Raw genomic sequence first — 21901 nt, 5'->3', positions numbered from 1 at the left:
TCATATACAGTGTTTTGCATTCGTCACTAATACATAGGTGTTCGTCACAAACATCTATAAACAGTAGGTTTTGAGGATGTGTCTGCAAGTTTTTAAGACTAAAATATCTGTTTTAAAATGAAAAAACGAGTCTAAGAAATTCATCACTTTTTTCTATGCAGTTCATCACAAACCGTTTTTTTACTTATGAATTGACAAAATTTTAACAATAAATTAGTAATTCATGTAATTAAAAAAAGATCTCGATATGATAAAAAATACTTTGGTTGTACTACTGATTGTAAGTCTAATCTCCTGCGGAGGAAGAATAAGCAATCAACCGGCAAACGAAACAGGGTTTAAGGCTATTGAAAATGAATTAAAAACTCAATTTGGAGATAACGCCTATTATACCAATGTATCAATCACCTACAATAAGTCTATTGGAAACACAGTGATTGTTATCGTTACAAAAGATCCCGAATCTCTAAAAATGGGACAATGGAATCTAGTACAGGATTCTTGGGGACAAAATTCTGATGTTACTATTACAATTCCCGATGGTACAAGAGCAACCGATTTTATGTTTCAGTTAAATGATAAAATTAATCTGGCAAAACTTGGAGAATTGGTTGAACAGTCTGTAGAAAAATTAAAGACAGAAAAAGATTTGGACAATCCAACACTTAGTATCGCCAATATAAAATTTCCTAAAAACGGAGATGTATCCAAAACAGAGTATACCATAAATCTTACACCTGAAAATGGAGGTACCACATTTATGTTTTACTACACCTTGGATGGTAAACTCATCAAAAAGAATTATTAGAATTCTAAAAATAGAATTGAATAGGGTAACAATTTTTAATGAAGCTGTATCTAAAAACAGAAAACACCTAAAAACAAAAAAATGAAAAAACAACTACTACTTATTTTAATGATTTTATTCACATCTATGGGTGGGTATTCACAAATGGTTGGCGATACCTTTATTGATAGTTTTATAACGTATGAAATCACATCACTCTCACCCAATATTGTAGAGGTTATTAATTATAATCCCAATGGAGGTACAGATGTTGTCATACCGGATACCGTTACTCCTGCATCTGCAGGCAAATCATTAATGCCGACCTATAGCGTTACTAATATTGATGTTAATGCATTTAGATCAAAAGGGTTAACAAGCGCCATAATTGGAGATAATGTGATTTCTGTGGCTAGTGAAGCTTTTGCTGATAATTCGTTAATGTCTGTTTCTTTCGGTAGCAACCTTCAAACTATAGGTTTTAGAGCCTTTGGTAATAATCCATTAACTAACATAGAACTTCCGGATAGTTTGATACAAATGGAGCTACGAGCATTTGAAACCGCTTCAATCACTACAGTTGTAATACCGGTTAATGTTACATCAATTGGACTAGGTGCGTTTAGAAACAACCCTTTATCTTGTATTGTTTCAAGACCAACTACCGCTCCTACTATTACTACTGGGGGTACTAATGATTCATTCAACATAGATAGATCTAATATCGATTTAACTATACCTACAGGAACAGGAAGTTCGTATACTTCTGCGCAATGGACAGGATTTAATAATATAATCCAAAGTGATTTTGGGGCTACTTTTATAGCAGATGATATCACTTATTTAATCACCGGGAGTCCAAATAACGAAGTGATTGCAACTAATTATGATACTGCGGGTGGGGTGGTAGTTGATATTCCTGCTACCGTAATAAACGCTTGTGTATCCTATACTGTAGTTGGGATTGGAAATAATGCTTTTAGTAGTAATAATTTGGATAGTGTTACCATTCCTAATACTGTAACAACCATTAATTTTGCGGCTTTTGCCAATAATAATTTGACCAGTATAACCATTCCAGATAGTGTAACAGAGATAGGCAAGGATGCTTTTAGAAATAATCAATTAACAAATGTAGTTCTATCAAACAATCTAGCAACTATCGGAGAGACGGCATTTGCCTTTAACGATTTAACAACCGTTATTATTCCAGATAGTGTGACTACTCTTGATAATGGTGCTTTTGTTCAGAATAACAATATGACCACGGTTACTATAGGAAGCGGACTTACCAGTATTGGTGATTTTGCTTTTCGATTTAACAATTTGAATAATGTTGTTATTCCTGATAATATAATTCACATTGGAAACCTAGCTTTTGAGCAAAATAATATATTCAATTTGGATTTAGGAAATGGTGTTCAGACTATTGGCAATAATGCTTTTTCATTTAATATCGTAGAGCACGTGGTAATACCCGATAGTGTTTTAAGCATAGGTGATAATGCATTTTATACTACAAGTAATGCTCGGGCAAGTATCACGCTGGGAAATAGTTTGACCACCATCGGCGCTGGGGCGTTCATTAGTGGTAGTTCTGCTCCAATAAACAGTGTTACAATCCCCGCTAGTGTTACTACTATTGGAGATACTGCTTTTCAGATTCCAACCTTAACCGATGTGTTTTGCGAGGGTACTACACCTGCTATTATTACAACCGGTGGTGGCGCAGATACTTTCTCGGTGGATCGTAGTACGATACATTTACATATTCCATCAGGTACTATGGGGGTTTACGTTACAGATTCTGGAGCTTTATGGACAGGTTTTAGTCCAATAACAGAAGGAGGAACTTTAAGTATTTCAGAATTCGAATTAGCCAATAACATAGCAATCATAAACACTACAGAAGGTATACAAATAACAGCTGATAATGATACTAGATTACAAGATTATACCATATATGCCTTATCCGGAGCTAAAATTTCTGTAGGTAATGAATTGAATATCAATACAGCCTCTTTAACTACTGGTGTGTATCTTTTAAAGCTTGATTTTGATAAGGGAACAATGGTTAAAAAAATAGTAATTCATTAGAATCAAAACTTTGCTAATTAAAAAAGGGAATGGTCACCCTCTTAAAAAATGGGTGACTTTTTAAGTTTATAACAAAAAAAGTAAAATCAATGGAAAAAAGAATAACAATTAAGAACGAATATAGCTCACTAGACGCACTTCATAATTTTTTAAAAACAACATCTACGCTAGAGAGCACCAAGGAATATGATATCTGGGAACATAGAACAGATGAAAACGGACAAATGGAGCAGTGTTTGGTGTTAAAAAAGAATAGTATGCACGCCATTAAGATGTATTTTGTAAATGATAACACGGTGAAGGTTAACTACATTATCCCAAACAAACTGATGCATGCATATTTTGGTAAAAGCGTTAAAGCCAGAAGAGACATCTTTGAAATAGTAACCGGAAAAATTAAGGAAGCATTACTAGCTCCTGCTCAGAAGAAGGCTTTTGAAGAGTTAGAAGCTGAAGTATATAAAGCAGTATCCTAAAAAATAACATTCTGAAAATTGTAAAATTTAAATAAAATACTCAATGGAAGAATATTTTTATCAATACCCCATTATCAAATGGATCTTAATCGGTGCAGGAGTTTTATATTTATTAGATAAATATGGAATTTTTAGTCCCGTAGACAATCTGATTAACCTAATTGGAAGGTATAAATTTAAAAGTCACGGGCATTTAAATGACCCTCAACTTAAACAAATAACAGAGTACTTTAACAAGAAACAATTTAGCAATGTGGAACAGTTGCTTAAAAGTTTTAACGCCGGTAAACGATCTTTTGCTTTTCAATCTTTAGGGCAATATGGTGACTCAAATGTGACTGATGAATGGATTAAAAAGGAATCTGCCAATGATTTACCAAAAATCATAAAAGGATATCAATTAATCCATAAAGCCTGGGAGATACGAGGAAGAGGCACTATAGATAGCGTGTCTAATCAAAAACAAGTAGCTTTTAAAAATCATTTGAAAAAAGCTGAGGCTATTTTAGTTGCAATCAGCCTTAAAACCAGTGTTTATAGGACAAATGCCGTTGCTTGTTTATTAACAATATATAAGGCGATCGATGCAAATAGGCAGTATGTGCATCAACTTTTTGAAGATACCATCAAACAATTTCCAGAAGATGCAGAGCTTCATTTTAGTTATTTACAATTTGTATCTCCCAAATGGGGAGCCACGGTTGAAGAATATGAGAATTATATAAACCGTATGAATGAGTGGTCACCTTTTATTCAGCAATTAATACTGGCACAGTATTATTTTGATTTGAATTACTTTCAAGATTATGATGATCCTGAGGGCAAAATAGATCAGTTTATGTCAGAGATTAAGGCTAAACCTATTGAAAATACCAACCCATATCGATATGAATTGTATAAGCTTTTATATTGGACAGCGAGTAACTTAAATTTGGCTCAGCACAAGACATATTATAAAGAAATGGCGGCTCCGTACTTACAGGATTAAATTATTTAAGTCTCCTTTAGTGAAACGTCTCAAGTTGTTTTTAAATTATAGTGTATGAAGCATTATTCCCCAATTGCTAGCTGTGTTTTATATCCTGCCTCTTTTGGGTGTCTTACGTTATGTTTTAGAAAAAGTAATAGATGTAATTTAAAAGGCGAATGAATAAAAAATTACATAACGATTGGAAACAAGAAAAGGGACTATTTAACAACCCTGTTCTTTATTGTGAGGTTGAATATTCATCTGACATTCAACTGAATATTTTAGAATTAATTTGGCGATTTTTGGATGCAAAGCTTGAGAAAAATGAAGAATTATATTTTTTAGAAGACTGGCACAATCATGACGGTCATATTACAACAGAAAAGAAGATTACCAAAAGAGAATTAGAACAAATGCTTCTTAAACCGGAAAAAGTTTTGAGAAATAGAGAACTGGATGTTTATGACCTGGTATTTAATGCAAAAGAAAGCTTTATGTTAAGGTGGTATTGTGAATTGGAGCTAGAAGATGAAATTTATTGTGATTTCAGTTTAACACTATCTGATAAAAATGAATTGGTTAAATTAAAAGAAATAATTCAAAAAAAATATCCGAACCAAGGCCTTAAAATTTCAAGTACAAAAGAATATGTAGATGAGCGATATGGAGGTTAAAACGATGTCCCGGAGAAATTATTAAAAAGATGAAAATAATTAACTAAAACTTTGAAATCTAAAACTTTAAAGGATAATATAAGGATTGAAGAAGGCACAGAGGGTGTGGTTTTTAACCATTATTCTTTTTGTGAAATGATTAAACATATCATGGTGAAATATGGAAAAGTTACGTATGATGAAGCTCGTAATAAATTAAAAAATAGTTTTTTAATTGAAGCCCCGACGTCTCTTGATGATGTATGGTATATAACACACGAGTTGGCGTATCATTGGGCAATGTTGCTAGTTCATGGTGATATGTACTGGACAAAGGGAATCCCAAGCGATTTTAATGATTTTGAAGATGAATATTTAATGTGGAAAACAGAGGTCAGACGTGAACATAACTTGAAAATCCCGTATGAATATTATGATATATAAGTAGAAAATGAAGGTTGCTGAATTTGAAAATAGAGCGAAATACCAAAATGGATACGATAGAGAATTTGGTGATTGGAAAATAATCGATATACACCAAATACCTACCGAATTTATTGAGAGTAGTGAAATTGATTTCTATTGTTCTAATGGAAAAGTAGTATATCTATTAAGGCTTAGATATAGAAAAACCGAATCTTATGTTATAAGTGAAGAATCTAAAGATTTGAGCTGTACTTATTTAATTGCTGAGTTTCCGATACAGAAAATAGATAATGAAGTTTTAAGAGCGACATTAGGTAAATTTAAATACAAGAGCTAAAATGAAATCAACCAATGGGCTTTGAATATAAAATAATAACAAAGCTGACTGATAAAACTCGTGCTGAGATTGAATATTTACTTGAAAATAGTAAAACGTTTGACAAAAAGTATGAATTTGAAAGCAAGATATTTTGGGACTTTAGACGATCTGATAATACTGGAAAAATGCCCAATATGAGTATCATTTTTGAAAATGATGGAATATACATCTGCCAATATAACGCGTCATATGTATGGACAGAGTTGGAAGAGCTTAAGCATTATCTGGATGATAAAAGTGTTACATACACAATAATAGATTATCAAGACTAAATTTTACAATTGCCAATTTAAATTGGTTTAACATGGGAAAAGAAAAAACTAAAAAACAGAATTAAGTATATGAAAACAGTACTTACCATACTATTAAGTATTATACTAAGTAATTTTTGCTATGCACAAGTAGATTATAGTGCTGACTGGGCTAATTCCGGTCATGAATACAATACTGAAGATGATGTACTTATAGATGTCACAAAAAAAGTTATCCATAAAAAAGATTTATCTTACTTATTGAAAAGTAGATATCCTAACTACAGCCTAAAAAAAGAAATCATTCCTTTATATGGGCTTTTAGGAAACGATTTCAATAAAATAGAATTTGTTTTTGCCGATATCGAAAAAAGTGATAAAAACGTATCTCAATATCATATAAAAGGTAAAACATATCTTAAAGGTAAGATCAATGACTTTAAAGGATATATTACTTTCGAAAAGGCAATTGCTCGTGTTCCAAAAAACACCGAAGAGTCAACTAAAATCGTTCTAATTGGTTCCTATGAACTAACAGAAGACAGAACGAAAAAGAATTCAGGGACTTATCTGGGAAAAGTAAAAATGATCCTTTCCACCAAGAATGTTGATACAGATGATGTTTTATTTAATATGGGTTTGCAATACGAAGAAGGAGCTGTAAGAGGCTTTGTTGGAATAAGAAAAAACCATGAAAATGATATTTCACAAAGTTGTATATGGGGTTTTACTAGATTTCCACATAAATACGCGCAATATTTTGATATCGGAGACGGAGAAGAAGTGATTAATATAAAATATGCTAAACCTTGGTTTAACTTTTCAGAACAAAAATGGAATAATATTATTAATGGTCACGATAAAGATTTCTATCTACACAGCACCAATAAGGATAAAGGAATTCATACTTCTCATAAAGCATATATAAAACCCGAAGAAGCTACTTGGCATAAATTAAATCCAACTGATTTAGAAAATAGTATTATCGAACAATTAAAATTAAACCCCAATCAAATCGAGACAAGAATACATAAAGAGCTCCCTAATAATTTAAATGAAACTGTAATGGTTATGGCTGAAACTGAAAATGATGTCTCAGAAGAAGATTATAGTTTAACAAGTCATATTTTGATAGTGAACTCAATAACAGGTAAGATTAAGAACTATTTTTCTGAAAATTCAAAATCAAACGGCTGGGTTTCAAATGCCATATTTATTGATAATATTGCTATAGATACCCTAAGTTATAAGCTAAATTCATCTAAAAATGCTTTTGGCGTGATAGTAAAATTTAGGAGTAGCTCACAACCAAATCCATACAGCGAAGAAAGAATTTCACTTTTTACAAAAGAAAATGATAGTCTTAAAAAAATACTAGATTTTTATATGATTCATGAAGATTCAGGAATAGTCAATGTAAACATGAATACGTGCTATTCAGATTTTAAAATAACCACTAATAGACTGTCAATTAGTAACACCAACACTAATGGATATTACGATATCGTAGTGAACAAAACAATCACACAAAGAAATTTTCGGGATGATGAGAATGGCGAATGTAACCCAAAAGAAAAAATCATTGCGACTGAAGAAATTGTACTAAAGTTTAATGGTAAAGAATATAAATAAGGATACAGTGGAATGAAATTTAATAAAACATATGAAGGTGAAAGTTTCGAAAAATATGCCGAATATCTTCAATTCATAAAAAATAGAATTCCAGAAAAGCTATTTTGTTTTGTATCGAATCCAGAAAGACACGATTTAGGAGAAAAAAGTTTACACGATGCTCGTATAAAGAAAATTGAATATGAACTTATTTCTAAGGACAACTATGAAATGACCTTACTATTACTAGGCGAAAATAGAGAATTCAAAATAAGGTTTGTCAATGTGAGTCAATTACATATGAATCAGGTGAATTTTGGAGATATGTATAAAGATCTAATAACGTATGAAGTAGGAATTGAAAAAGATGCTTTAGAAAATGATAAGCTTGTATTTAGGGCTCAATTTCCTTTTGAAAATGGAATTATAGAAGTGTTTTCAGAGAATATAGAAATAGAAGAAAACTTTATACAAAGGAGTAGATGATTATGTACAATGATCCGTAGTTTAATTTGGTCTCAAAATGTGAGAAACATAAAATATAATGTAAACTGAAAATGCAGTATTAATTAAGAATAGTGTAGAATTAACATCAATTATGAATGCAATTTATAAATCTTCAGCTTACTTAGAATTCAAATCAAAGTTGTTGCAGATGGAATCAGCTTCTGATAAATGTAAATTTTTGGATGATGTATCATTCGATTGGAAAAAACTGGATGTAGAGGATGATGATTTGGAGTTTGAAGTGAAGAATTCTCGAGATTTTTATGAAAAAACGAATCTGATTCCACTTTTTTTTCACGTTGAGGACAGAGTTTTTTATTGCTTTTCACAAAAATCTGAAGACACAATACAAGTATTTGCATTACATACAACTGTTTTTTCTTACAAAAGTTTTAAGGAATTACTAGCTGAATTTTCGAAATAAAAGCACAGCGCTGTGTTGGGTCAAAATAATAACAATACAATGTGGTCAGACAACTACTATTATTTAAATATATATAAAGACGAATCTTTAAGTCATGAAGTGTCTACAAATAAATTGATAGATTTTATAGATGCGATTCCAGAACTGGAGCGAAGCGGAGCATATAAATTTAAGAACACAAAATCGTTTCCATATACTCAATTGTTATTGTTGAAATCAAAAAATTTGGACAGTTGGAACGAAAAAGATACAAATGCAAAAAGTACGAATCTGATTACCATCGTATGTTCAAAAGGAGCGCATATCGATTTTAAAGAAATAGAAAGAGTTTTTGTAAAAATTGCTTCATTCTTGCAATGGACTATAGTAGAGGAGAAAAACGATGATGGAATTGAAAATTATACCATCTGGAAACCGGAATAAAAAAATTAAACGCTGTACTAAATTGTAATTACAGTAAGCACTTAAAAACTGACAAATGGAGATACTACTAATTATTTTCTTATTAACCATTGTGGGCATAGTCTTATTCTTGCTTTTTAAAATCCTTAAATGGGTTTTTCAAAAAAAATCAAGAATGGTTGGGGTACTTTTTTTATCAGTGAGTATTGGTGCTGGGATCATCATAAACAAGCTCTTTTTTGTAAAAATGGAGTTTATACAATCAAAAGTATATCCGGATTTATACATCATTAAAAATCCAACAGAAGACAAAAATGTTTTGCAAAAAGCCATAAAAACCATTGTCTTAGAGAAAACAAAGAAAAATTTAAACAATTCAATTTCTGATGTAGAGCATAGTATAGATTTCTATGAATATACTAAAGGTTCTTTTTTTATACCTTTTAACGATGCAGGAACTTATTATTTTATAGATCACGAAGAAGACCCCGGCGGTTTTAGTGTAGAAGTTTTAGATATGTATTCAAATTACCGTATTGCTGAGTTTAGTTTGCAACGGTGTCAGGAAGATACATCAAGTTATTATGGAAAATTAAAGTATTACAAGGATGCTAAAATTATAAAAACAGATACAATTCTAAATTCGTGTGATAAATCAAAAAAATGATAAAGTATGAACGGTTAGTATATGGCGATTTCAAAAAAAGGATTGAGAAGCATTACTGTGGATGGACAGAAATTTTACTGGAAATTCGACGGAAAAGTCTTGGTGTATTCTGATCAAATTAAAAATGGCTTGTTGATAGTTGATTTTGGATGGTATGATACGTGGTTATTTGTAAATGATAACGACAATAGGCCTTCTGATTTCGAACCAAAATCAGTGACTCCAAAGTTTGTAAGTGAGTCTATTGCATTTGCTCTTACTAAAGGATGGAAAGAAGGAAAAATGGAAATAGCATTTAAAAAAGGATCTTATAAAAAGAAAGCATAAACTATGCTTATGCTTATGATAATTAGGAGATGAACAAAGAAAAATTAATCAACAAAATTAACCAAGCTTTTAAAAGCGTACAACTTGAGGAAGGGATCGGACTTTGGGAAGCACAAGGGCACGATGACCGACTTACAGCTAAAGAATGCAGAGAACTAAGAAAAAAAGATGAAAAAGAGGATTGGAGCAAAATCCAAATAATTGATTTGTATAAGTATAGTAGTTCATTATCATTTTTTGATGCAAAGGGAATGCGCTTTCACACACCAATGTTCCTTCTACTTGCTCTTAATGTATTCGAGCTAGAAGAAAAAGAACTGAACAAAAAAGGAAGTATTCAATCTTGCTTAGAACCAGATATTGAATTTCATTTATTGTCAGGATTAGCATACCTGAAATCAGATAATGAAATAATGAAAAACTATAGTGAAGAACAATTTTCTCTATTTACTGCTCCGCAAATAGAGTGCATTGTAGAATTTCTAAAATATCGCATGAAAGAAATGGAAGAACACTATAGTAACAAATATGCCAAGGAGTTAGGAACAAATCCCGATGCTGTAATATATGATAAAGATTATATCCAACTTAAACACGGAGTTGACTATTGGACTAAAAAATATAAATTATGAAACACCTACTTATACTGTTTGTTTTTATACTGTTTTCTTGTAAAGAGAAAATAAAAGATGATGCGAAAACAATTCAAACAGCTGTAACCGAAACACCAGAAATAGAGAAAGCAAATAATCCCGAAAAACCAATTGAAAAAGCAATAACAAAAGCACCACAAACTGAGTTTAACTTAATTGATGCCGTTGTTAGACAACTAAAAATCAACCCGGATAAAATAGAATTTGTTGCACATAAAAAGTTGCCAAATATCGAAAAAGAAAGCATTGTTGTCATCGCTGAAACTGCAACAGAAGAGGATGATTATTTTAGGTTCAACAGCCACGTCCTTGTAGTAGAAAGTGCAACCGGACAAATTCTCAACACCTTTTTTGAAAGCTATGAAACAAACGGCTGGCAATCTGATGCATTGTTTATAGATACGATTGCTATAGATACAGCGCCTTATAATGTTACAGAAACAGATCGAGCATTCGGGATTAGAATTTATTCTCGTACGCTATCTCAGCCCAATCCGTATAGCCTGGAATCAATATCTTTATTTGTGAAATCTGAGAATACACTTAGAAATATTTTAAAAAACTACGAAGTAAAAGTATATGGAGGAGAATGGGATACGATCTGTTATGGGGAATTTACAGATGTAAAAAAGACATTAATTATTTCTAAAGAAAAGAGTAATGACTATTTCGATATAGTAGTAAAAAGTAACATCACTGAAACCAAAAACGATGAAGATGAAAATGGAGAGTGTATTTCTAAAGAAAAGAGGACTACCTCAAAAACGGTATTGAAATTTAATGGTAAAGAATATAAATCGGAAAACCTATAATCTTTTCGAATCACATAGAATGTCTAAAAATCAGCGTGTATGAAAACCTTAAAACAAATCGGAGCCTATAGTATTTGGGCAATCATAGCCCTATTACTTGGTATTGGTTATATGCGAATTGTTTTAGGTCCTAATGAAACAGCCAAAGACGGTTTATGGTACCTACTTCATGTTTTTTATGATTTAGGTTTACTTCATGTAGGTTTAGTAATTGGAGTTGTAATCGCAGTATTATTTATTTTTTTAGATATGGTTTATTTAAAAAAGAAACTAAAAGACCGCAAAAAATCAAAAGGTATTCGTTTTTTATTTCTTCTTGCTATCACTATGGTTGTAGGTGTAATTCATTATATCTTAGAGAAAGTTATTGATGTTATTTAGAACAAAAAATCGTATTAAAAAAAACATATGAAATTAAGTAATTCATTTAGCGGAGCATTAAGAACATTTACATACTTCATTGCCAGCGGAACACATTATCAATTAAAAGGAGTTGAGTATCTAAAGCTATTTGGCAGTGAACCAAGTGCTATAGAACAAGCTTATGCCATATTTGCCAATGTTATCGAATTAGATGAAGACGGAAACGTACTAAATGCCAAACATGCCGAAAAAAGAGCCGTTGATTATATTCGCTCCTATTGTGAACCCGATTTTAAAGTAGAACCTCCTTATGAGGATTGGGAAACAGAACTGCATTAATGTTTTATAAAATTAAAAAAATGGATAAAATTATTGTAGATAGGATACATCAGAATTTTAATCCTGAAGATATAGAATTAGTAATCAATGAACTTTCTTCAATTACATTAAATCATTATAATGGCAGCTTCTGAATATAATTTAAAAAACAATAGGTTATCAATTTTGAGGTTAGAAAAGAGAGAAGTAAATGATGTTATTGAATTGACCAAAAGTGCTACAGTTGTTTTTCGAAATGTGATCATGTGGGCTACTCAAGAAGAATAAATTATAAAGAAGAAAATGAAGAATAAAATACTTTTAAATGCTTAAAAAAGAATTAGACTATAATTTTCATGACGCGATTGTTGTTTCCTGTGAAATGGAAAAAGAAGATAGGTTAAGCTTGGTAGTAATGCTATATGAGGTTTTTTATCTAAACAAGGGGTATTTGAAAATTACCTTTTCTGGAATTTTCAATTCTGGAAAAGTAAATGAATTCATTTATCAACTGGATAAGGATGCTGTCGAACCTAATTGGAATGGAACAAGAATTGACAATTTAAATTACCATACCAAGAAGATTTCTAAAGATTTAGACCAGAACCTTGTGCTAAACCTTGATGGATATCAACCAATAAATATTCATTGTAAAAAACTAAGAATAGAAAAACAAACAACAAGTAATAGTATATGATACATAAAGTACAATCATTTAATATCAAAAACACAAGTAAAAAAAAGACCATTGTGATGGTTTTGATGCTTTATATAGGCTGCTTATCATCTCAAGCTCAAAAAATGAAAAGTCTATTACACAAAGAACTCACAGCAAAAGTTGGAGCTATTTGTGAGGAGACGCCAGATGATAATCCTTGTGCAGGTAGTCAAATTTACCTAACATTTTTGTTTGATAAAGAACAAGTGCAAGTATCAGAAAAAGAAATATCAACGTGTTATAAGGAATCTATACACAACATAGGAAACTATACTTGGAAATTGCTAGACAGTAAAGAAATTAAGGTAGATTTTGATCCAATGATGATAAAAGGTACGTATGCAGAGCATATTTTTTTAGAACTACGTGATAAACAACTGATAGGAAACATAACACACGAGAATGGAGAGGTTGTAGCATATACATTTGAAAAAACAACAAATGCCAGCCATTCAGTGACTGATAAAAAACAAGAACTAAAGTTAGCTACCATTGATTCTGTAAGTATTACAGAAATAAAAGGAAATACCAGTGAAGACTTATCAACTATTTTTGACTACTACAAGAAGGAACAAATAGATGAAGTAGATATATGGTCTGATAAAATGTTTGGGAGATGTTGTACTGAAGCGGATTTATCGTACTCAGAACTATTATATTTTGACATTACAGCAAATGTAGAGAATAATAAGTATCCATTTAAAAACGTATTCGATAGAAGGTATAGGACAGCCTTTGTATTTAAAGAAAATGATCAAGTAGAGATTTCTCTAAAATTAAAGCGAAATGAAGAAAGCCATAAATACCATACAGAATTATTGGTTGATGATGTCCTGAAAACCAATGACACGTTGTTAAAACCCTTTAGATTAAGTCTGGTAAATGGGTATGTGAAATCAGAGAAAACTTTTAAAGAAAACGCTAGAATTAAAGAAGTAAAAGTGTTTTTAAATAAGGATTATAAAGGCACTATAAAACTACTGGATACTCCATTGATACAGGAGTTTGCATTAGATTTTACATTTTCAAAAAATGATACTGTTCAACTAAAACCTATAAGTTATTATAAAGGAACCAAATACGATGATGTTTGTATTTCTGAGATACAAAGTTGTCTGGCGCATATCACCCATACTAGTATTAATAAAAAGTATAAAGTACGTGAATTATGGGAAATTGGATATGCTTTAAAAAAAGACAAAAAATGAAGAAAGCAATTTATGTAATACTAGCAATCATACTTCTTGCCGGAATAGGAATTTATTTTTATGATGCGAGTAAAGTGCTAGAAACCCATAAAAGTCCGGATGGAGACTATGTCATAATTGTAAAAAGAGAAAACAGTTTTTTTGCAACAACAATGCCTGGGGATGGTGGTACGAGTATTCCAGTAGAAGTTATTCTAAAAAACACAAACGGAAAAGTAATAGGAACGAGTAGTAGTAATAAGAATTGTGGTGTTTTATGGTTTAGTATTGAAATAAATTGGGATTTGGAAAATCACGAAGTATGGTATGGACGAGGTAAGACAATAAACTTAAAAACAGGTGAAGTAAGTTGTTGAATTATTGAATGCGGGTACTGCCAATTTAGAATTATCTAATCTAGAAAGTGATAGTAGTTACCTATAAGGGATGTGTTTTACAATAGTAAAGTAGTATAAAATAAATGAGACCCAACGTATAACAAATAAAACGATGTAACAATATAAAATACGTCAGTATTTAGAGTAGCAGACACTAATAAATTAATAACAATCGGGAAAATGAAAATTCGATATATTCTAATCACATTTATTTTAATCTCTTGTGCTCAAAACACAAAAGAAAAAAACACTAAAACTAGTGATATAAAATCAACCACAGAATTTAAAAAAGCAGTTGAGTTTAGAGATACAATCGCAGTTGATTATCATAAAAATAAAACACTTCTTAACATCCTTAAACAATTACCAGAAACTACATTGAATAGTTGGGAATGGAGTAAAAAAGACAGAATAAAAACTGTTGATTTTATTAAAAAAAACAACTACCTAATTGATTCTACTGAAACTTATAATACCATAAAATATATTAAACCAAATACGATTGGTATTCAGGTTGTTGATGGATTCTGGACATTATCCATCTACGAGTTTAACGAAAATCACCATTTTATTATAACCAATGATATAGTTGGAGATGGAAACGATGTTCAAACATTTAACTTTATAAACAATGAAATAAAACCCTTAAAAATGACAAACTGGTTTGATGGTTTTGAATATAATCTACTTTCAAATAATAAAGTTGATTGCATTAAATTACTAGAAGATCAGCAGCTGACTTACAATTATAATTTGAAAGATAAAAGTAGTATTGAAATTTCATCTTTTTCATTAGCTAAAAACGAAGCTAAAAATTGTTTAAACGGAAACACCATAAAATACAAACTCAATAAAAGAGATAAAACATTTGATATTATTGATGTGTATTGGAAAAAAGATAAGACTATTGACTCGCTTAAAGAAAATGAAACTGTAATTTTTAACAAAATTATAAGCGAAATTGAAGTAAAAACGACTCCATTAGTCGAGGCTACAAATTTTGATAGTTTTATTGATGAAGATGATTATAAAGAAGTAAATGTAAAAGTTTTAAAATTAGAAAAAATATATCCAGAATTCTATAAAGAAGGGTACAATTATAGCGCAATAGCTTCCTATAAAATAGAGTATTCAAGTAATTTTTATTCTATTGTAGTAACAGTTCTCAAAGGAGATAACGAAATGGAATCCGTACTCATCAATTATGATATGGATGGAGAAATCCTAGATTCTAAAGTCATTTCTTTTGATGAGATAGCAGAAGGCTATTCAAAGATTGAATCTAAAATAGAGGGTAATACACTAACGATTCATAACATATTTTGGATCGATGAAAAGAAAGTAGAAACTACATCATTCAAAATACAAGCAAATGGTAAAATTGAACCTATTCCCTTAGAAGAAACTCTTATTGATAGTGCAATGCAACAACTTAATTTAGATTTTTCAAAAGTGAATACAGATTTGCTGATCGCCAAAATACTACCTAACAACGCTAAGGAAACTCTCATAGTTATACCGGAATATGTAGATACGGATAACGATGAATACCATTTTGAACTCAATAGTCACATAGTATTGGTAGATAATACTACGGGCAGAATAACCCATACATATTTTGAAAGTTCTAAAACTAACGGATGGGTTTCTGATGCAATAGAATTAAGAAAACTAGAAATTGATACAGCAGCGTATAACATTACTAAAGGTACCCCAGCTTTTGGAATACGAGTACATTATGTAGGACTGTCTAGAGCCAATCCGTATCGTAATGAAACACTTTCTTTATTTATAAAATCAGGCGATTCTTTACAACCAGTTTTAAAGAACTACAATATAGATTCCGAAATTGGCCATTGGGATACCAAATGTACCGGCAAGTATCTAGCTTATGAAAAGACGCTTAGGATGACAACTAACATAACAAATAATTACTACGATATTTTAGTAAAAAACAAAATTATCCACACTATAGATGATGAAGATAAAAATGGAGATTGCGACAGTAAAGAAAAGGTTGCTACAGAAGAAATTGTACTAAAATTTGATGGTTCATTGTACCAAGGAAAAAATGTTCATCTTTCGATGGAATCTCTAACGAATAAAATAAATTCAAATAATGATATATCTCCTCAGGAATTAAAGCTATTAGCAAAAGACAAAGCGATTGAAAAATACGGCACACCTTCATCTATAAAACAATTTATTTTGGATGATGCTCAGGGAGAGTTTAGAAATGGTATTTCCTATAAATACACAGAAAAGGAAAGACAAAGTGAATCTATTTTGATAGATGAGGTCACTTGGGAAAAAGATAAAAACACTTGGATAACAGTTTGGTACGAAGCTCAAAAAGAAAAATCAGTGCCCAAAGAGGTTTATGAATGGAAAAAAGGAAGTGAGTTTTAAAGTATAGAAAATCAAAATGCACGTAATCGGAGAAATAAAAGAAGAGAATAAGTTCAAATCGGTATATGCGGTTTTTGAGGATAAAATAAATGCAGATGCCTACCACAAAAAGAATCTAAATCAATTGGAGACTATAGAAATTGAAACTGTGTTTCCTTTTTTTATAATCGAAGAGTTTACGAATCAGGAGAGATATTATAAAAGCATTACTAAGGAAGAGTTAGAAATTAGAACTCAAAAAATTAAAGAATTAGATACCGCTGCATCTGTTTATTTTAACCTTTGGCGGATTGATAGGGATTTGTATAACAAAAATTTTCCCGACGAATCTGTACTAAGAGGCACGGACTTTCATATACATTTCACCGATACTGATATGAAAGAAATTGAAACAAATGGTTTTGATGCCTATTGGGATGATATTGTAATAATTTAAAGTATAGTAGAAATATGAAAAACGGATGTACCATCGCAGACGCAATGAACACATACAATATTGCCTTAAGGATTATACTATCTAAAGGTTATAAAGTTTTTCTGATACCCGACAAAAGAGAAGAATATTTTGGTGATTTCTGTGCAGTAAAAGACAATCGTAAATTCATTGGAGGTGACCCATTAAGAGTATTAGGACTTATTTCTATTTGGGAAAATACGGGTGATGACTGGCAAAACAGTCATTTTTCTGAGCAAAATGTAAAAACAGAATCTTTATATGACAAAATCCTTTCAAGAGCTTATCCCGATAGTGTTGAAGATTTCAATAGTTTATCAGACAAAGAGTTTTCAGATTTTGTGTTGGATTATAGATTGTTTTTTACACACGTTTTGGATGAAAAATTTCCTAAAAATCCATCAAGAAAAGATATGTTTCAATTAGTCAGTACATTTTACTTGGAATAGAAATTAAAAATGGAAGCAGTAAAAACAGAAGTGTATTTTATTCTGGATAAGAACTGGGAAAAGGATTTATTCAGCCTTTCCAGAAAACATCCTATTTGGATCTGTAATTCCAAATCAAATGATGTTCAAATAAATAAGAGTTGGAAAAAGAATCATTCTAGTTTTAATCCTAATAAAAGTGTTACCTCATTTGAGATGAATGATACCATAGAAAATACATTTTATAATTTTCTGGGAATTATAGATGATCATCATAAAGAAGGGTATTCGAACATATTAGAATGGAATAAAATATTGGTTTTTGGGGTAGACTTTAAAAAAGTAACAAAAACAGAAATAGAAGAAGTTTTAGGGTTTCCTGTTACAATTAACAGTTTAGATGGGAGCTTTGAGATTATCAAAGAAGAAAAATTAATTTAAAACGGAATCATTTGTTGAAAATGTAAATAAGAGTATCGTAAAATAACAATGGGAGCAGTCAAAACAGAAATAGAACAAGCTATTAAAACACTAGAACTAGAGCAAGAAGATATTTGTTTAGTTTCGGATGTTAAAACTTTGTATGTAGAGCTGTTAACTCATTTTGTAAAATCAGGAGATCGGAGATGGTGGTGGGAAGATTTTAAACAAGACTCCTTTAATTTTATGAAGTACGAGCGTCCTTTTGAGCAGCTGATTCATATTATTCCTAAAGATATAGATAAAGTCTGGCTTATGGTAGAAGATGATGAAGAGGAGTATTACCCAATTTACAATTGCAAACCCGCTGTTATTGGTGGTGTTATCGGAGAATGTTCTGCATTTGAATACTATGTAATAGATAAAAACAAAGCGTGGTTACTTTGCGAAAATCATAGCGATCAATTAATAGGAGTTGGAGAGAAATTAAGAACAAAGAATTCTGATAAATTACAGTAGACAAGTAGTTCTGATGTATAAGATGATAATATGAGATTAAAATATAGCATCGTTAATTTAACGCTACTAATAGCAGTAAGTTCTTGTGTAACGTTTAAAAATCAAAAAAGTAGGAGACCTATCATCCATGAGTTGATAATTCTGGGAGAAGAGTCTGGTGACATTTCTATTAAATACTTTAAAAAACGCCATGCTATAAATGATGCAAATCAAATAATTGAAAAAGAATTTATTTGGGATTCAATTAAAAATGATATGGTATATAGTGGTAAAAGTATCCCAATAGAATTAACGACTTTGGTTAATTATGATACCCAAAATAACAAATTTGATAGTGAAAGGGTAGTCATACAAAGTGGCTTTGTAACAGGTACTTATAAAGCGCATATGTTTACAAAAGAAAAAGGTTTCGATTCAATTAAAACTATTGAATATGAGAAAGGAAGTATTTCTGGAGAACTAAAAATATTAAATGTAAAAGATAGTATTTTATATCAAACCACCTTTAAAAAGGGCAATGGATACTGGAAAGATTATTATTATAAGGAAAGTAAATTACGAGGAGAGGGCAAGGTAAAAAACAACTATAAAGAAGGAGAATGGAAATATTATAATGTATACGGAAATGAAGATAGTACTAAAACCTATACTTTAAATGATGCTGTAGATGTTCGTTATCCACATTGTTTTTTTAATAAAAAAGAACCTTGTTATTAATTTTTTTTAAACATAACCTTCTTATCGAGTTGATATTAACTCTAACAACAATGGAAGTATTTAAAATGTTATGAATAGTACAGAGAAACATCAAATAAAACAACAACAAGCGATACAGGATAAGGCTAGTTTTATGAACTCGACAAAGTGGAAAGCACTGTTTACAATCATAAAAAGTCTAAACCTGGGATATATTGCAAAAGTAAAGCTCCTTTTAGATAAGGAAGCAAGAGAATTTACTATACCGAATGAAGAGAGTTTTTCGAACGAAAAATATATAGAAGAATATTGGGGAGTTTTTGAATTGCAAGAAATTGAATGGATTTTAATTCCCTCTGAAGTTATATCTGAAAGAAAAAATCGAAAAGAGTTATTAGCTCCAAAAGTGAAAACTCAAAATATTGAATTGATAGAGACAGCATTGCAAACAGGAAAGCAATTTGAATACGAACTATCAAAATCGGGATTAAAAATTTATGGCTACAGATAAAAAAGCTACTTATAAATGAAAACAAAAAACATGAAAAATAAAACCTGGTCACTTGTAATACTTGCCATTTTACTATGTTTTTGCCTAAATGCTTGTAAAGATAAATCTGCAGTGTCTAACAAAACAGAAAGTAATAGCAAGTTTGAAATAGAAAATAAAAGTGAAGACGCTGTACAATCTAAATCAGAGAAAAAAACACCTGATCCAAGTAAATTGAGCAGTGCATTAAGACCCAATGAAAAAATAGAATTTGGTAAAACATATACCGACACGGTAAATTTTATAAGCTTTGATGATAATTCTGATTATTGGTATTTTTTAGCACAAAAAAATAAGGATACTATACAAATAATGTATTATGCCGATGCACCCATAAACAAATTAGTAAAGGGAGATAAAATAGAAATCAATTGGGAGATGAAACGTTTAGAAGAAGCTGGGGATCCTGAAATTTCATACATTAAACCTTACTTAGGTTCATTCAAAAAAATAGGCTCTACTAAACCCACCGATAAAAACATCAAAGTGTTATGGAGAGAAACACTTTATGATAAAAGTCTAGAAACAGACATTAATACCATTGTGCTTAATAAAGACTATCAAAAAAACATAGCTAAACCCGAAAGAGCAGCTTTGGGTTACGTAGCAACATTTATAGGAAACGAATGCGAATGGGATGGAAAAGCAAATGAAAATAGAAGTAATCTTCAATGCAAGCTACTGTCATATTTAGATTTGGGATATCAATGCTCTGATAAGCACTTAAGTTTTTTAAAAAAATCGTTTTCAAAAGATACGGTAGCATTAAAAAAACTTAAAACATGCCCTACAATACCAAATACAGCAACGATACAATCAACATTTGATGAAATTTCAATAGAGACAAATACACAAGAACAAACTATATTGATTCACTATAAAGTTAGTAGCATAAATATGCGTGAAAGTAGTGTGTCTAGTTACACCAAAATAGACACATTTAAATATGATGGAGATCATCTAACATTGCTTAATTCAGAAAAAATAGAGAACAATGGGGCTTCTAATCTCACGGACAAGAAATCCTTTGTAATATCCTGTGGTTCGGGATGCGCAATGACCTATTCTGAAAGTGAAATTATCGCTAATGACAATCTTAAGGAGGTAACATTTACAGTTGAAATGTATATAAATGAAAAGCTATCAGAGGAATATAATGAAACTTACATATATAAATGTGATACTTCAAACGAAGGAGCGCAAATAGAATTAAAAGGAAATGACGATTTTAATATAGAAGATCAACATCCGGAAATTCAGGAAAATCTGAAGTCGTACATAGGCAGATTATGTAACAAATAGTCTTCTGAAATTAGATGTGAGAATAAAGAATTACTGCTAATGAAACTACTACTTACAGATATAAAAAAAGTGCAAAAAGCTGAAGTGCTTGTAGAAAGTTTTGAGGATAATTTAGTACAAGGTGTTATTGTTTCATATTCATTTGATAATGAGTTGCTTCAAAAAATCACTGAGTTCGAAGATCTTGTAAACAGTTTTGTTATTGGAGAATTGTTAGATGAGGTAACTGATCAATTGGATGCCTATAATTGGCAAGTAAAAGATAAAGATTGGACGATTTTTGACTTTCAGGTATTTAATGAAAAAGATATTTCATTTAGGATTAAACAGCCTGACAGTAATGTTTTGGCTACAACCGATTTTAGAGCAGAGCTCCAATTTTTAACTACCGAACAAGGTGGGCGAAAAAGTCCTGTGGTATCTGGCTATAGACCGCATGTAGAGTTTGAAGACTATCCAGAGTATATAACTTCTGGACAGCAAACCTATATCGGTCAGAAAAAAGTTGAACCAGGAGAAACTGTGTTGGCAGAAATTTCGATTTTGAGCAAAGATTATTTTGCAGATAAACTCTTTGAAAATATGTTTTTTGAGTTTTATGAAGGCAAACATAAAATGGGTGCTGGAAAAATATTGGAGATTGTGAATGTAAGTTTGAAAATGAAATAGCCGTTTTTACAGATGTAAATAAATTATT

At 30.9% G+C, this 21901-nt stretch carries 31 protein-coding genes; all 31 read left to right on the top strand.

Going from position 1 to position 21901, the window contains the following annotated elements; genetic code table 11:
* Nucleotides 1-247 precede the first annotated feature (247 nt).
* Entirely contained in the window at nt 248-808 is a 561-nt protein-coding gene (locus ACFSR1_RS09630; protein WP_378291931.1) for a hypothetical protein, read from the top strand.
* A gap of 81 nt (nt 809-889) precedes the next feature.
* Entirely contained in the window at nt 890-2884 is a 1995-nt protein-coding gene (locus ACFSR1_RS09625; RefSeq protein WP_378291929.1) for a leucine-rich repeat domain-containing protein, read from the top strand.
* An 89-nt stretch (nt 2885-2973) separates the two neighbouring features.
* The gene (locus ACFSR1_RS09620) at nt 2974-3360 is read left to right on the top strand and encodes a hypothetical protein (RefSeq protein ID WP_378291927.1); all 387 of its coding nucleotides are present in this window, start codon (nt 2974-2976) and stop codon (nt 3358-3360) included.
* A gap of 43 nt (nt 3361-3403) precedes the next feature.
* Nucleotides 3404-4348 (top strand): hypothetical protein, encoded by a 945-nt coding sequence (locus tag ACFSR1_RS09615; protein ID WP_378291925.1) that lies wholly within the window; start codon nt 3404-3406, stop codon nt 4346-4348.
* 158 nt (nt 4349-4506) lie between these two features.
* The gene (locus tag ACFSR1_RS09610) at nt 4507-5004 is read left to right on the top strand and encodes a hypothetical protein (protein ID WP_378291923.1); all 498 of its coding nucleotides are present in this window, start codon (nt 4507-4509) and stop codon (nt 5002-5004) included.
* A gap of 135 nt (nt 5005-5139) precedes the next feature.
* On the top strand, nt 5140-5427 hold the full coding sequence (locus ACFSR1_RS09605; RefSeq protein WP_378291921.1) for a hypothetical protein: 288 nt from the start codon (nt 5140-5142) through the stop codon (nt 5425-5427).
* Between the two features lie 7 nt (nt 5428-5434).
* Nucleotides 5435-5746 (top strand): hypothetical protein, encoded by a 312-nt coding sequence (locus ACFSR1_RS09600; RefSeq protein WP_378291919.1) that lies wholly within the window; start codon nt 5435-5437, stop codon nt 5744-5746.
* Nucleotides 5747-5922: 176 nt separating this feature from the next.
* Complete coding sequence (locus tag ACFSR1_RS09595; protein WP_378291917.1) at nt 5923-6060, top strand: hypothetical protein; 138 nt, start codon at nt 5923-5925, stop codon at nt 6058-6060.
* Nucleotides 6061-6129: 69 nt separating this feature from the next.
* Nucleotides 6130-7671 carry a PA3715 family protein gene (locus ACFSR1_RS09590; RefSeq protein ID WP_378291916.1) on the top strand — a complete coding sequence of 514 codons (1542 nt, stop codon included), beginning with the start codon at nt 6130-6132 and terminating at the stop codon, nt 7669-7671.
* A 12-nt stretch (nt 7672-7683) separates the two neighbouring features.
* A complete protein-coding gene (locus ACFSR1_RS09585) occupies nt 7684-8136 on the top strand; it encodes a hypothetical protein (RefSeq protein WP_378291914.1) in 453 nt (150 codons plus the stop codon).
* Between the two features lie 169 nt (nt 8137-8305).
* Nucleotides 8306-8581, top strand: a complete 276-nt coding sequence (locus ACFSR1_RS09580) for a hypothetical protein (RefSeq protein ID WP_378291912.1) — start codon at nt 8306-8308, stop codon at nt 8579-8581.
* Between the two features lie 39 nt (nt 8582-8620).
* On the top strand, nt 8621-9004 hold the full coding sequence (locus tag ACFSR1_RS09575) for a hypothetical protein (RefSeq protein ID WP_378291910.1): 384 nt from the start codon (nt 8621-8623) through the stop codon (nt 9002-9004).
* A 55-nt stretch (nt 9005-9059) separates the two neighbouring features.
* Nucleotides 9060-9650 (top strand): hypothetical protein, encoded by a 591-nt coding sequence (locus ACFSR1_RS09570; RefSeq protein WP_378291908.1) that lies wholly within the window; start codon nt 9060-9062, stop codon nt 9648-9650.
* A 21-nt stretch (nt 9651-9671) separates the two neighbouring features.
* On the top strand, nt 9672-9977 hold the full coding sequence (locus ACFSR1_RS09565; RefSeq protein ID WP_378291907.1) for a hypothetical protein: 306 nt from the start codon (nt 9672-9674) through the stop codon (nt 9975-9977).
* Nucleotides 9978-10006: 29 nt separating this feature from the next.
* Entirely contained in the window at nt 10007-10609 is a 603-nt protein-coding gene (locus tag ACFSR1_RS09560) for a DUF6714 family protein (protein WP_378291905.1), read from the top strand.
* Entirely contained in the window at nt 10606-11442 is an 837-nt protein-coding gene (locus ACFSR1_RS09555) for a PA3715 family protein (protein ID WP_378291903.1), read from the top strand. The genes ACFSR1_RS09560 and ACFSR1_RS09555 overlap by 4 nt, the downstream gene beginning before the upstream one ends.
* Nucleotides 11443-11481: 39 nt before the next feature.
* Nucleotides 11482-11823 carry a hypothetical protein gene (locus tag ACFSR1_RS09550; RefSeq protein WP_378291901.1) on the top strand — a complete coding sequence of 114 codons (342 nt, stop codon included), beginning with the start codon at nt 11482-11484 and terminating at the stop codon, nt 11821-11823.
* Nucleotides 11824-11850: 27 nt separating this feature from the next.
* Nucleotides 11851-12144 (top strand): DUF7677 family protein, encoded by a 294-nt coding sequence (locus tag ACFSR1_RS09545; protein ID WP_378291899.1) that lies wholly within the window; start codon nt 11851-11853, stop codon nt 12142-12144.
* Nucleotides 12145-12264: 120 nt separating this feature from the next.
* Nucleotides 12265-12411, top strand: a complete 147-nt coding sequence (locus ACFSR1_RS09540) for a hypothetical protein (protein WP_378291897.1) — start codon at nt 12265-12267, stop codon at nt 12409-12411.
* A 37-nt stretch (nt 12412-12448) separates the two neighbouring features.
* Nucleotides 12449-12820: a hypothetical protein gene (locus tag ACFSR1_RS09535; RefSeq protein ID WP_378291895.1), complete on the top strand. Its 372-nt coding sequence runs from the start codon at nt 12449-12451 to the stop codon at nt 12818-12820.
* A gap of 104 nt (nt 12821-12924) precedes the next feature.
* Complete coding sequence (locus ACFSR1_RS09530) at nt 12925-14049, top strand: NADase-type glycan-binding domain-containing protein (RefSeq protein ID WP_378291893.1); 1125 nt, start codon at nt 12925-12927, stop codon at nt 14047-14049.
* Complete coding sequence (locus tag ACFSR1_RS09525) at nt 14046-14405, top strand: hypothetical protein (protein ID WP_378291891.1); 360 nt, start codon at nt 14046-14048, stop codon at nt 14403-14405. Before ACFSR1_RS09530 ends, ACFSR1_RS09525 begins: the two co-directional genes overlap by 4 nt.
* 201 nt (nt 14406-14606) lie before the next feature.
* Nucleotides 14607-16835: a PA3715 family protein gene (locus ACFSR1_RS09520; protein WP_378291890.1), complete on the top strand. Its 2229-nt coding sequence runs from the start codon at nt 14607-14609 to the stop codon at nt 16833-16835.
* A gap of 16 nt (nt 16836-16851) precedes the next feature.
* A complete protein-coding gene (locus ACFSR1_RS09515; RefSeq protein WP_378291888.1) occupies nt 16852-17271 on the top strand; it encodes a hypothetical protein in 420 nt (139 codons plus the stop codon).
* Nucleotides 17272-17285: 14 nt separating this feature from the next.
* Nucleotides 17286-17738, top strand: coding sequence for a hypothetical protein (locus ACFSR1_RS09510; RefSeq protein ID WP_378291886.1), 453 nt, complete (start codon nt 17286-17288; stop codon nt 17736-17738).
* Nucleotides 17739-17747: 9 nt separating this feature from the next.
* The gene (locus tag ACFSR1_RS09505) at nt 17748-18158 is read left to right on the top strand and encodes a hypothetical protein (RefSeq protein WP_378291883.1); all 411 of its coding nucleotides are present in this window, start codon (nt 17748-17750) and stop codon (nt 18156-18158) included.
* Between the two features lie 48 nt (nt 18159-18206).
* On the top strand, nt 18207-18656 hold the full coding sequence (locus ACFSR1_RS09500) for a DUF6756 family protein (protein WP_378291881.1): 450 nt from the start codon (nt 18207-18209) through the stop codon (nt 18654-18656).
* A gap of 30 nt (nt 18657-18686) precedes the next feature.
* Nucleotides 18687-19373: a hypothetical protein gene (locus ACFSR1_RS09495; RefSeq protein ID WP_378291880.1), complete on the top strand. Its 687-nt coding sequence runs from the start codon at nt 18687-18689 to the stop codon at nt 19371-19373.
* A gap of 70 nt (nt 19374-19443) precedes the next feature.
* On the top strand, nt 19444-19863 hold the full coding sequence (locus ACFSR1_RS09490; protein WP_378291878.1) for a DUF6678 family protein: 420 nt from the start codon (nt 19444-19446) through the stop codon (nt 19861-19863).
* A 15-nt stretch (nt 19864-19878) separates the two neighbouring features.
* Complete coding sequence (locus ACFSR1_RS09485) at nt 19879-21204, top strand: hypothetical protein (protein ID WP_378291876.1); 1326 nt, start codon at nt 19879-19881, stop codon at nt 21202-21204.
* A 39-nt stretch (nt 21205-21243) separates the two neighbouring features.
* The gene (locus tag ACFSR1_RS09480; protein ID WP_378291874.1) at nt 21244-21873 is read left to right on the top strand and encodes a hypothetical protein; all 630 of its coding nucleotides are present in this window, start codon (nt 21244-21246) and stop codon (nt 21871-21873) included.
* Nucleotides 21874-21901 lie beyond the last annotated feature (28 nt).

It is taken from the genome of Aquimarina rubra (genome assembly GCF_042684305.1).
GTDB classification, from domain to species: Bacteria; Bacteroidota; Bacteroidia; order Flavobacteriales; family Flavobacteriaceae; genus Aquimarina; species Aquimarina rubra.
Note: the sequence above shows the minus strand (reverse complement) of the source record. Positions and strands in the feature narration are given on the sequence as shown.